The organism is Streptomyces luteolifulvus, from assembly GCF_008806595.1.
GTDB classification, from domain to species: domain Bacteria; phylum Actinomycetota; class Actinomycetes; order Streptomycetales; family Streptomycetaceae; genus Streptomyces; species Streptomyces luteolifulvus.
Map to the genome: position 1 here is coordinate 184,669 of NZ_VZRB01000014.1, position 13,338 is coordinate 198,006.

The 13,338-nt window shown below is 72.7% G+C and carries 3 protein-coding genes; 2 read left to right on the plus strand and 1 reads right to left on the minus strand.

Going from position 1 to position 13,338, the window contains the following annotated elements; genetic code table 11:
- The first annotated feature begins 36 nt into the window (after window positions 1-36).
- On the plus strand, window positions 37-450 hold the full coding sequence (locus tag F7R91_RS21500; RefSeq protein WP_150950712.1) for a YybH family protein: 414 nt from the start codon (window positions 37-39) through the stop codon (window positions 448-450).
- A gap of 145 nt (window positions 451-595) precedes the next feature.
- Here the strand turns inward: F7R91_RS21500 and F7R91_RS21505 are convergent, their stop codons facing one another.
- Window positions 596-994: a YybH family protein gene (locus tag F7R91_RS21505; RefSeq protein ID WP_150950713.1), complete on the minus strand. Its 399-nt coding sequence runs from the start codon at window positions 992-994 to the stop codon at window positions 596-598.
- Between the two features lie 267 nt (window positions 995-1,261).
- Here F7R91_RS21505 and F7R91_RS21510 point away from each other — a divergent pair.
- The coding region (locus tag F7R91_RS21510; protein WP_225320728.1) for a type I polyketide synthase at window positions 1,262-13,338 on the plus strand (12,077 nt) is incomplete at its 3' end.

Sequence of the window (13,338 nt, forward strand, 5' to 3'; positions counted from 1 at the left end):
AGCCGAACACAACACATCACCCACGGAGGAGCCTTCATGACCACCTCGACTCCCGACGTCGACCTGTACAGCCTTGAGCTCACCGATGACCCGGTGGTCCAGAACGAGGTCTTCCTGAAGATCTTCAACTCGGGGGACGGCGCCGCCTTCGACAACCTGTACCGCGACGACGCCATCTCCAACCTCACGGGAGGCCCGCTGACCGGCGAGGCGCGCACCAAGGGCATCATCGAACTGCTCGCCAAGGGCCCGACCCTGAACTCGGTCGTCAAGCACTCCTACACCGCCGACGACGTCACGCTGATCGTGGTGGACTTCGAACTGGGTCTGCCCGGCGAGGACGGCGAGCTGGTCCAGATCAAGGGGACCTGCACCGACGTGATCCGCCGCGTCGAGGACGGCAAGTGGATGATGGCCGTCGACCGCCCGGTCGCCGACATCACCGTCTGAACCCCCGACGCGACACACGAGGCGACACCCGAGGCCGGGCTCCCCACCTGGGGAGCCCGGCCTCTTCAGCGGTGTGCGGACGAGCAAAGAGGCGCAGGGCCCCGGGAGTTGCCCGGGGCCCTGCGCCTCGCTGTGTCGTTCGGGTTCAGTCGCGGGGCTCCTCGCCGAACGGGTCGTCGACGGCGTACAGCCACACACCGTTCACCTTGCGCAGCACGTCCAGACCGACGCCGCGGAGGTTCTCGCGGCCCCCGCCGCTCTCCGCGTTGATCTCCATCGTCCAGTCCACGACCAGCAGGGCCGTGTCGCCGGTGACGTACGCCTCACGGACATCGGTCTCGATGCGCGGCTGATTGGCGGCCAGGAATTCCTTGATGGCGGCGTGACGATCCTCACCGCTCACCGGGTTGCCCTTCTCCCACACGATGATGCCGGCCTCGGTGTAGTGGGAGTTGACGTTCTCCGCGTCGTGCGAGTTGAAGGCGGCGACATAGCTCTCGAGGTGCTCTTCGAGCTCCTTGGGAAGGTCAACTGTCTTCGGCATTCTTCTGTCCTCCGAATGGTGAGGATGGAAAGTGTTGAATACGGCGAAAAGCTATCCGGATGCCGGAAACCCAGGGCTCATCGAGGGGTAACCGGCTCGCCCGGCGAAGCGGCGCGGCCGCTTCGATTACCGCCCCGTGATCACTCGTTGGATGTTTGGAAGACCCCAGTCAATACCGTCGATTGAAGCCTCGTGGAGCCGTTCGGGCTCGGAAATGCGCAGGCGGAAGTCTTGGACCGTTGCTTGACGCTGAAAGGGCACCCGACAGTGACGACGAGCGAGCACGACACCCACGCAGAATCCACCTGGGAGGGCGGCGCGGCCGGGGAGCGGGCGGAGCCCATTGCTGTCATCGGCATGTCGTGCCGGCTCCCCGGTGCCGAGGGTCCGGCCGCGTTCTGGGACCTGCTCTCCCGCGGCGACAGCGCCATCACAGCCGTATCGGAAGGGCGTTGGGGTCCGGACGGCCGGGCCCTCGGTGCCGGGCGCGGAGGGTTCCTGGAGGAGGTCGACGGGTTCGACGCCCCGTTCTTCGGCATCTCCCCGCGGGAAGCGGCGGCGATGGACCCGCAGCAGCGGCTCGTGCTGGAACTGGCCTGGGAGGCACTGGAGGACGCCGGGGTCGTCCCCGCCGGCCTGCGCGGCAGCAGGACGGCCGTCTTCGTCGGAACCCTGCGCGACGACTACACCAACCTGCTGTACCTGCGCGGCACCGAGGCCGTCACCCAGCACACCATGACCGGCGTCAACCGGGGCGTGATCGCCAACCGCGTCTCGTACCACCTCGGTCTGCACGGTCCGAGCATGACCGTGGACTCCGCCCAGTCCTCGTCCCTCGTCGCCGTCCACCTGGCCTGTGAGAGCCTGCGCGCCGGTGAGTCGACCGGTGCGCTGGTCGCCGGTGTGAACCTCAACCTGCTCGCCGAGAACCTCGTCGCCGAGTCCCGCTTCGGGGCGCTCTCGTCCGACGGGACCACCTACACCTTCGACGCCCGCGCCAACGGCTTCGTGCCCGGCGAGGGCGGCGGCGTGGTCCTCCTCAAGCCGCTCGGCCGTGCCCAGGCCGACGGAGACCGCGTCTACGGTGTCATCCTCGGCGGCGCCGTCAACAACGACGGCGCGACCGACGGGCTCACCGTGCCGAGCACCGAGGCCCAGGAGACCGTGCTGCGCGAGGCGTACGAGCGCGCCGGGATCGCCCCCGGCGAGGTGCAGTACGTCGAACTGCACGGCACCGGCACCCCGGTCGGCGACCCGCTGGAAGCCGCCGCGCTCGGGGCGGCGCTCGGCACCGGCCGCACGCTCGACAGCGCGCTGCGCGTCGGCTCCGTGAAGACCAACATCGGCCACCTCGAAGGCGCCGCGGGCATGGCGGGCCTGATCAAGACGCTGCTGAGCATCCACCACCGACGGCTGCCGGCCAGCCTGAACTTCGAGACGCCCAACCCGAGGATCCCGCTGGACGCGCTGGGTATCGCCGTACAGCGTGAGCTCACGGCCTGGCCCGACGAGGACCGCACGCTGGTCGCGGGCGTGAGCTCCTTCGGCATGGGCGGCACCAACGCCCACGTGGTCCTCTCCGAGGCCCCGCCCGTTCCCGTGGAACGGAGCAGCACCCCGCAGGCCCCCGCCGTGCTGCCCTGGGTCGTCACCGGCCACGACGAGGACGCGCTGCGGGCCCAGGCCACGAAGCTGCGCGCCGTCGCCGCCGGCCGCCCCGGGCCGTCGGCCGAGGACCTGGGCCGGGCCCTGGCCACCACCCGCACCTTCCTGGGCCACCGGGCCGTCGTCCTCGGAGACGGCCACGACGCGCTGCTCGGCGCTCTGGACGCACTCGCCACCGCCACCCCCGCCACCGGAGTCGTCACCGGAGCCGTGCGACCCGGCGGGCCCGCCTTCCTCTTCACCGGTCAGGGCGCCCAGCGCACCGGCATGGGCCAGGAGCTGTATGCGCAGTTCCCGGTCTACGCCGCCGCCTTCGACGAGGTCGCCGCCCACCTCGACCCGCTGCTCGGGCGCCCGCTCGCCGAGATCGTCGCGGACGACGACGCCCTGCACGAGACCGGGGCCACCCAGCCCGCGCTGTTCGCCGTCGAGGTCGCCCTGTTCCGCCTCGTCGAGCACTGGGGCCTGCGCCCCGATCATCTCGCCGGGCACTCCATCGGCGAGCTGGCCGCCGCGCATGTCGCCGGTGTGCTCTCCCTCGCCGACGCCGCGCGGCTGGTCGCCGCCCGCGCCCGGCTGATGCAGGCCCTTCCCACGGGCGGCGCGATGATCGCCGTACAGGCCACCGAGGCCGAGGTGCTGCCCCTGCTTGCGGGCCGCGAGAGCACGCTCGCCGTCGCCGCCGTCAACGGCCCCGACTCCCTCGTCCTGTCGGGTGATGCCGACGCGGCCACCGAGGTCGCCGCCGTACTGCGGGACCGGGGCCGCCGGACGAAGCGCCTGACCGTCTCGCACGCCTTCCACTCCCCGCACATGGACCCGATGCTGGAGCAGTTCCGCACGGTCGCCGCCTCCCTGGACTACTCGGAGCCGGTAATTCCGCTCGTCTCCACCGTCACCGGAGAGCCGGTGACCCGTGGGCAGTTCACGTCGCCCGACTACTGGGTCGAGCAGGTCCGCCGCCCGGTGCGCTTCCTCGACGCGGTCCGCACTCTGGAGAGCGCCGGCGTCTCCACCTTCCTGGAGCTGGGCCCCGAGGGCGTCCTGTCCTCCCTCGTCGAGGACTGCGCGATGGACGCCGAGGCCATCGCCGCCGTACCACTGCTGCGTGCCGGCCGGTCCGAAGCGCTGACCGCGCTGACCGCCTTGGCCACCGCGTTCACTCGGGGTGCCGAGGTCGACTGGACCGCGCTGTACGGCGACCGGTCCGCGCGTCACGTCGAGCTGCCGACGTACGCCTTCCAGCGCCGCCCCTACTGGCTGGACGGTGTCCGCAAGGCCGTCGACCCGCTGCCGTGGACCGCCTCCGGCGAATCCGCCCCGGCCCACACGGCCCCGGCCCACACCGCCCCGGCCTCCGGGGCGACTCCGCGCGGCGAGCTGGGCCGCCGCCTGGCCCCACTCGGCGAGGCGGAACGCAGGCGCACCGTGGAAGCACTGCTCCACCCGCACATCGCGGCGGTCCTGGAGTACGAGCCGGGTCAACGGGTGCCCGCCCACACGCCGTTCAGGGACCTGGGCTTCAGCTCCCTGATGGCCACCGAACTGCGCGGCACCCTCGCCCGGGCCACCGGACTGAAGCTGCCCGGCGGCCTGCTCTTCGACCACCCCACCCCGCAGGCGCTCGCAGAGTTCCTCGAGGCCCGGCTTCTCGGCGAGGCCGCCGCCGCGGACTACGTGGCCGCGGCACCCGCCGACGGCGAAGCCATCGCCATCGTCGGCATGGCCTGCCGGTACCCGGGCGGGGTGGCCTCGCCCGAGGACCTGTGGCACCTGGTCGCCCAGGGCGGCGACGCCATCACCGAGTTCCCGGCCGACCGCGGCTGGCCCGAGGATCTGTACGACCCGGACCCCGACCGGCCCGGCCACAGCGCCGTGCGCCACGGTGGATTCCTCCACGACGCCGGCGAGTTCGACGCCGCGTTCTTCGGCATCTCCCCGCGCGAGGCCCTGGCCATGGACCCGCAGCAGCGGCTGCTTCTCGAGACCGCGTGGGAGAGCATCGAGCGCGCGGGCATCGACCCCGCACGGCTGCGCGGCACGCGCACCGGGGTCTTCGTCGGCGCGACCGCCCTGGAGTACGGGCCCCGCCTGGACGACGCCCCCGAGGCCGTCCAGGGCAGCGTGCTGACCGGCACCACCACGAGCGTCATGTCCGGCCGTATCGCCTACCAGCTCGGCCTGGTGGGACCAGCCGTCACCATCGACACCGCCTGCTCCTCCTCACTGGTCGCCCTGCATCTGGCGATCCGCTCCCTGCGCTCCGGCGAGACCACCCTCGCCCTCGCGGGCGGCGCCACCGTCATGTCCTCACCGGGCATGTTCGTGGAGTTCTCCCGCCAGCGCGGGCTGGCGCCCGACGGCCGCTGCAAGCCCTTCGCGGACGGCGCCGACGGCACCGGCTGGTCCGAGGGCGTCGGCCTGCTCGTGATCGAGCGCCTGTCCGACGCGCAGCACAACGGCCACCCCGTCCTCGGTGTGATCCGCGGCTCCGCCGTCAACCAGGACGGCGCCAGCAACGGCCTCACCGCCCCCAACGGGCCGTCCCAGCAGCGCGTCATCCAGCAGGCGCTGGCCGACTCCGGCCTGACCGCCGCGGACGTGGACGCCGTCGAGGCCCACGGCACCGGCACCCGCCTCGGCGATCCGATCGAGGCGGAGGCGATCAAGGCCACCTACGGTCTCGCACGCGACGCCAGCAACCCCCTCTACCTCGGTTCGCTGAAGTCCAACATCGGCCACACCCAGGCCGCCGCGGGCGTCGGCGGCATCATCAAGATGGTCCAGGCGATGCGCCACGGCGTGCTGCCCAGGACCCTCCACGTGGACCGGCCGAGCAGCCATGTCGACTGGTCCGAGGGCGCCGTCGCCCTGCTGACCGAGTCCCGCGCATGGCCCGCCACCGACCGTCCGCGCCGCGCCGCGGTCTCCTCCTTCGGCATCAGCGGCACCAACGCCCACCTCGTCCTCGAACAGGCCCCACCGGTCGCGGCTCCGGACGGGACCGCCCCCGCCGACACCGCCCCCGCCGGCTTGCCCGTGCCGTTCGTTCTGGCCGCCCGTGACCGCGATGCCCTGCGTGAGCAGGCGCGGCGGCTGGCCGCGCGGGTGACGGACTCCGGCGCCGGCCTGGCCGACGTCGGCTTCTCGCTGGCCACGACGCGCAGCGCCTTCGAGCACCGTGCCGTCGTCCTCGCCTCCGGGACCGAGGAACTGCTCTCCGGCCTGACAGCGCTCGCCGAGGGCGACGGAGCGCCGAACGCCTTCACCGGCGACACCACCGCGACGGGGCGCACCGCGTTCCTGTTCACCGGGCAGGGCGCCCAGCGCGTCGGCATGGGACGCGAACTGTACGCGCAGCAGCCGGTGTTCGCCGCGGCTCTCGACGAGGTGTTCGCCGCCTTCGACGGGCTGCTCGACGTGCCACTGCGCGACGTGCTGTTCGGGGAGGGCGCGGGCGAGGGGCTGATCGACCTCACCTCGTACACCCAGCCGTCGCTGTTCGCCGTCGAGGTGGCGCTCTTCCGGCTGCTGGCCCACCACGGAATGACCCCGGACCTGCTCGCCGGGCACTCCATCGGCGAACTCGCCGCCGCGCACGTCGCCGGAGTCCTCTCCCTGCACGACGCCGCCAAGCTGGTCGCCGCCCGGGGACGTCTCATGCAGTCCGCACCGGCCGGCGGCGCGATGATCGCCGTGGAGGCCACCGAGGAGGAGATCGCCGCCTCGCTCGCCGGACACGAGTCCGCCGTGTCCGTCGCCGCCGTCAACTCCACGTCCTCCGTGGTGATCTCGGGCGACGCGGACATCGCGGAGGAGATCGCCGGGACCTGGCGGGCGGCGGGCCGCCGCACCCACCGGCTGACCGTCTCGCACGCCTTCCACTCCCCGCACATGGACGGCATCCTCGAGGACTTCCGCGCCGTCGCGGACGAGCTCACCTTCCACCCCCCGCGCATACCGATAATCTCCACGGTGACGGGTGAGACCGCCACCGTGGAGCAGCTCACCTCCCCCCACTACTGGACCCGCCAGATCCGCACGAGCGTCCGCTTCGCCGCCGCCACCCACCAGCTCGCGGCCCAGGGAGCCACCGTCCTCGTCGAAGTCGGCCCGGACGCCGCCCTCACCGCGCTCGCCCGCCGCACCCTGGCAGACACCCCGAACGTCACCGCCCTGCCCCTGCTCCGCGCCGGCCGCCCCGAGACGCAGACCTTCGCCGCCGCGACAGCCGAGGCATACGCACACGGCGCCCCGCTCGACGTCGCCTCCTTCTTCCCCGGCGCGGGCCGCACCGACCTGCCGGTCTACCCCTTCCAGCGCACCCGCTTCTGGCTGAACGCCACCCCGCGCACCGACGCCCGCAGCCTCGGCCTCGACCCGGCGGAGCACCCGCTGCTGACCACCGCCGTGGAGTTCGCGGAGCGTGCGGACACGCTGTTCACCAGCCGACTCTCGCGTGCCGCCCAGCCCTGGCTGGCCGACCACACCGTCGTCGGCACCGTCATCGCGCCGGGCACACTGTTCGTCGAACTCGCCGTCGCCGCGGGCGAGCACCTCGGCGCCCCGCACCTGGCGGAGCTGACCCTGGAGGCGCCGCTGCCGCTCCCCGAGCACGGAGCCGTCCGCCTCCAGGCGGCGGTGAGCGCCCCGGACGCGGACGGGCAGCGGCAGTTCACCCTCCACGCCCGCCCGGACGCCGACGACCGCATCCTGCCCTGGACGCGGCACGCCACCGGCGTCCTCACTCCCGCCGCCGTGCCCGGCGCCGACGAGGACCTCGCCTCCTGGCCCCCGACCGGCGCCGAGCCCCAAGACCTCGAAGGCGTCTACGACCGACTGGCCGCCCTCGGCTACCTCTACGGCCCCGCCTTCCAGGGCCTGCACGCCGTCTGGCGGCGCGGCACCGACGTCTTCGCCGAGGTGCGACTGCCCGAGGGGCCGGCCGAGAACGCCGCCGCATACGGCCTGCACCCCGCGCTGCTCGACGCCGTGCTGCACCCGCTGGTGCTGGACGCGGGCGCCCACAGCGACCCGGCGCACATCCTGCTGCCCTTCAGCTGGAACGACGTCACCCTGCACGCCACGGGCGCCTCCGCCCTGCGCGCCCGCATCTCGCCCGCCGGCCCCGGACGGACCACGATCACACTCGCCGACACCACCGGCGCCCCCGTGGCCACCGCCGAGCTCACGCTGCGCCCCGTGCCCCAGGACCGCCTCGCGGCAGCCTCGCACGACCACACCGGCTCCCTGTTCACGGTGGAGTGGACGGAGCTGCCTTCGCCCCCGGCGGACACCACCCTCACCTGGTCCGAGGCAGACGACTCCTTCGACGCCGTCGAAGCGGCCGACGTCATGGTCGTCCGGGTGCCCGCCGCCACCGACGACGAGGGCGACCCGCGGCCCGCCACCCGGCGCGTGCTGCGCCTCGTACAGGAGTGGCTGGCCGAGGAGCGGTTCGCCGACTCCCGGCTCGCCCTCGTGACGCGGCACGCCGTCGCCGCCCGCGCCACCGACGCCGTGGACCTCTCCGGGGCCTCCGTCTGGGGCCTGATCCGCTCGGCGCAGTCCGAACACCCCGAGCGGATCGTAGTGATCGACCTCGACGACGACGCCGCGGCCGACGATGTGCTGCGGGCCGCGCTCGCCGCCGAGGAACCGCAGCTGGCCGTTCGCGACGGCCGGCTGCACGCGCCCCGGCTCGCCCGCACCCTCCGGGCAGCCGGGGCGCCCACCTCCCGCCTCGACACGAACGGCACGGTCCTGATCACCGGCGGCACCGGCGGGCTCGGCGCGCTGTTCGCCCGCCATCTGGTCACCGCCCACGGGATACGGCACCTGCTCCTCAGCGGCCGCCGAGGCCTCGGCGCCCCCCGAGCCGCCGAGCTGAGCGCCGAACTGACCGCGCTCGGCGCCGAGGTGACCGTGGCCGCCGCCGACGCCGGCGACCGGGACGCCGTCGCGGACCTGATCGCCTCCGTTCCGGCCGCCCACCCGCTGACCGCCGTCGTACACACCGCCGGCGTCCTGGACGACGCGACCGTGCAGACGCTGACCGAGGCTCAACTGGACACCGTCCTCCGCCCGAAGGCGGACGCGGCCCGGCATCTGCACGAACTGACCCGCGACCTGGACCTGACCGCCTTCGTCCTCTTCTCCTCGGTGTCCGGCCTCACCGGCACCGCGGGCCAGGCCAACTACGCGGCAGCCAACACCTATCTGGACGCGCTCGCCCAGCACCGCGCCGCCCACGGCCTGCCCGCCACCTCACTGGCATGGGGCCTGTGGGACGCCACACACGGCATGGGCGCGACCCTCACCGACACCGACCGCGCCCGTTGGGCCCGGGCCGGCATGACACCGCTCACCCCCGAACAGGGCCTCGCCCTGTTCGACCTGGCACTGGCCGCCGACGAACCACTCCTCGCGCCCGTCGCCCTCGACCCGGCCCGACTCGCGACCGGCGACCTCCCGGTCCCGGCCCTCTACCGGGGTCTGGTGCGCACGCGTCCACGCCGCCTCGCGCAGGCCGGCACCCCGGCCGGTGCCGGGTCCGACTGGGCACGGCAGATCGCCCGACTGCCCGAGGCCAAGCGGGGCGACGCCACCCTGACCCTGGTGCGTACCACCGTCGCCTCCGTGCTCGGCCACTCGGGCGCCGCCGCGGTGGACCCGGCCCGCGCGTTCAACGACCTCGGATTCGACTCGATGGCAGGCGTGGACCTGCGCAACCGGCTCACCGCCGCCACCGGCCTGCGCCTGCCCACCACAGCCGTCTTCGACCACCCGACACCCACGGCGCTCGCCGACTACCTGCTCACCGAGGCGGTGACCGCCGATACACCCGAGCCCCAACGGGAACGCGCCCGGACCCGCACCGATGAACCGATCGCGATCGTGGGCATGGCGTGCCGCTACCCGGGCGGAGTGTCCTCGCCCCAGGACCTGTGGAACCTCGTGGCGAACGGCATCGACGCGATCAGCGAGTTCCCGGTCAACCGCGGCTGGGACATGGCGAAGCTGTACGACCCGGACCCGGACCGAGCGGGCACGTCCTATGTCCGTGAGGGCGGCTTCCTGCACGACGCCGACCTGTTCGACCGCGAGTTCTTCGGCATGTCGCCCCGCGAGGCGACCGCGACCGACCCGCAGCAGCGCCTGCTGCTGGAGACGGCCTGGGAGACCTTCGAGAGCGCGGGCATCGACCCGGCCACTCTGCGCGGCACCGCGACGGGCGTGTTCACCGGCGCCATGTACGACGACTACGCGTCCCGGCTGGAGGCCACGCCGGAGGAGTTCGAGGGATTCCTGCTCGCGGGCAACCTCTCCAGCGTCCTGTCCGGCCGTCTCTCGTACACCTACGGCCTGGAAGGCCCGGCCGTCACTGTCGACACGGCCTGCTCCTCCTCGCTGGTGGCCATGCACATGGCCGCGACGGCACTGCGCAACGGCGAGTGCGACCTCGCCCTCGCGGGCGGTGTCACGGTCATGAACAGCCCGCACACCTTCGTGGAGTTCTCCCGTCAGCGCGGCCTGTCCGCCGACGGTCGCTGCAAGTCCTTCTCCGAGCACGCGGACGGCACGGGCTGGTCGGAGGGGGTTGGTCTGCTCCTTGTCGAGCGGTTGTCGGACGCCCGCAGGAACGGGCACCGGGTGCTGGGCCTGATCCGGGGCAGCGCGGTCAACCAGGACGGTGCGAGCAATGGGTTGACGGCGCCCAATGGTCCGTCGCAGGAGCGCGTGATCCGGGCCGCGCTGGCCAATGCCGGTCTGAGCAGCTCTGATGTGGACGCGGTGGAGGCGCATGGCACCGGCACGCGTCTGGGTGACCCGATCGAGGCGCAGGCGCTGCTGGCCATCTACGGCCGGAACAGGCAGGCCGACAAGCCGCTGTACCTCGGCTCGTTGAAGTCGAACATCGGTCACTCGCAGGCCGCGGCCGGTGTCGGTGGTGTGATCAAGATGATCGAGGCGATGCGTCACGGCGTTCTGCCCAGGACGCTGCATGCGGGCGAACCGTCCCGTCATGTCGACTGGGAATCCGGTGCGGTCGAGCTGCTGACCGAGGCGCGCGCATGGCCCGCGACGCCCGACGGCCGGCCCCGCCGCGCCGGCGTCTCCTCCTTCGGCATCAGCGGCACCAACGCCCACATCGTCATCGAAGAACCCCCGGCCCAGCCGCCCGCCACCAAGCCGTCCGACACGACCACCGGCGTCCTGCCGTGGATCATCACCGGCAGGAACGCGAAGGCCGTCCGTGACCAGGCCGAGCGCCTGCGCACCTTCGTCGAGGCGACACCGGAGCTGGAGGCGGCCGACATCGCCTCGTCGCTGGCCACCGGACGCGCCCTGCTCGACCAGGGCGCCGCCGTCCTGGGCGACAGCCGCGAGGCCCTGCTCAAGGGCCTGGCCGCGCTCGCCGGATCGGCCGACGACGAAAAGATCGGCGGCGTGGTCGCCACCCGCACTGCCCGCGCCGGCAAGCTCGCCTTCCTCTTCACCGGTCAGGGTGCCCAACGACTCGGCATGGGACGCGAGTTGTACGAGACGAGCCCCGTGTTCGCCGCAGCGCTGGACCAGGTGTGCGCGCAGCTGGACCCGGAACTGGTCCGTCCCGTCAAGGCGGTGCTCTTCGCCCCGGAGACCTCCGCCGATGCCGCACTGATCGACCAGACGGCCTTCACCCAGGCCGCGCTGTTCGCCGTAGAGGTCGCCCTGTTCCGCCTCTTCGAGCACTACGGCCCCAGGCCGGACTACCTGCTCGGCCACTCCCTCGGCGAGGTCACCGCGGCGCATCTGGCCGGGGTCCTCGACCTCACCGACGCCTGCGTCCTGGTCGCCGAGCGCGGCCGGCTGATGCAGGCCGCCCGCGAGGACGGTGCGATGGCCGCGATCCAGGCCACGGAGGACGAGGTACGCGGCTCCCTCCTCGCCTACACCGAGGACCGCATCGCCGTCGCGGGCGTCAACGGCCCGCGCTCCACCGTGATTTCCGGCGACGAGAACGTCGTCATGGCGGTCATGGAGGACTGGCGGGCCAAGGGAACCCGTGTGACGCGGCTGGCCGTCTCGCACGCCTTCCACTCCCCGCACATGGACGAGGTGCTCGACGAGTTCCGCGACATCGTCTCGGAGCTGACCTTCAAGGCCCCCGAGATCCCCGTCGTCTCCAACGTGACCGGCGTCCTCGCCACCGACGAGGACCTCACGTCACCCGACTACTGGGTCCGCCACATGCGCGGTGCCGTCCGGTTCTACGACGGCGTACGGTTCCTGGAGTCCGAGGGCGTCACCGAGTACCTGGAACTGGGCCCCGACGGCGTCCTGACCACGCTCGCCGAGGCATGTCTGACCGAGGAGGCCGGACTTCTCACCCCGGCGCTGCGGCGCGGGCGGTCCGAGGCGGAGACCGTCGCGGCGTCGCTGGCCCTGCTGCACCTGCGCGGAGCCACCCCGGACTGGACCAGGGTCTTCCCCGGAGCCGAGAGCGTCGAGCTGCCGACGTACGCCTTCCAGCGCGAGCGGTACTGGCTGGACGGCCCCGCCGCTCCGCTCGACGCGACGGGACTGGGCCTGACCCCCGCCGAGCACCCGCTGTTGGGTGCGTCCGTGCGCCTGGCCGACCGGGACGCCCATGTCTTCACCGGACTGGTGTCACGGCACACGCACGGCTGGCTGGCCGAGCACGCCGTCGACGGCACGGTCCTGCTGCCGGGCACAGCCCTGGTCGAACTGGCCGTCCGCGCCGCCGAACAGACCGGCACCGAGACGCTCGCCGAACTGGTGCTGTCGGCGCCGTTGGTGTTGCCGGCTGAGGGGAGTGTGCAGGTTCAGGTTGTCGTGGGTGAGGCCGATGGGGCTGGGGTCCGGTCGGTGGAGGTCTATTCGCGGTCCGAGCGGGAGGTGCTGGTTGGTGAGGTGCCGTGGACGTTGCATGCGCGTGGTTCGCTGGCGTCGGCGGGGCCGGTGGGTGAGGCGTTGACGGTGTGGCCGCCTGCTGGTGCGGAGGAGGTTTCGCTGGAGGGTGCGTATGAGCGTCTGGCGGAGCTCGGTTATGCGTACGGTCCGGCGTTCCGGGGGTTGAGGCGGGTTTGGCGGGGTGAGGGTGAGTTCTTCGCGGAGGTCGTGCTGCCGGAGGGGCTGCGGGCGGAGGCCGGCCGTTATCTGCTGCATCCTGCGCTGCTGGACGCGGCCCTGCACACCCTGCTGCCGGGCGTCGTCACCGAGGCGGGCACGGCCAGGCTTCCGTTCGCCTGGTCCGGAGTGACCGTCCACGCAGTGGGCGCCGGAGCACTTCGGGTCCGGCTGGCGGTGTCCGACCAGGAGGCGGAGACCCTGGAGGCGTCGCTGACGGTCGCGGATGCCATGGGTGCGCCGGTGGCGACCGTGGAGTCGTTGCTGTTGCGACCGTTGTCGAAGGAGGCGTTGCGTGAGGCGGCTGTGTCCGGCGGGCGGGACGGGTTGTTCGCGGTGCGGTGGAACGTGCTGCCGGATGCCGGTCGCGGGACGGGTGTTGGGGTGGGTGAGGTGCTGGAGGTGGTGTCCGGTGGCCGGCCGGCACGGGAGGTCGTGCGGGAGGCCTTGCTCGGGGTGCAGGAGTTCCTGGCTGATGAGTTGCGGGCGGACCGGATGCTGGTGGTGGTGACGCGGGGTGCGGTGGCGGTGGATGGTGAGGAGGT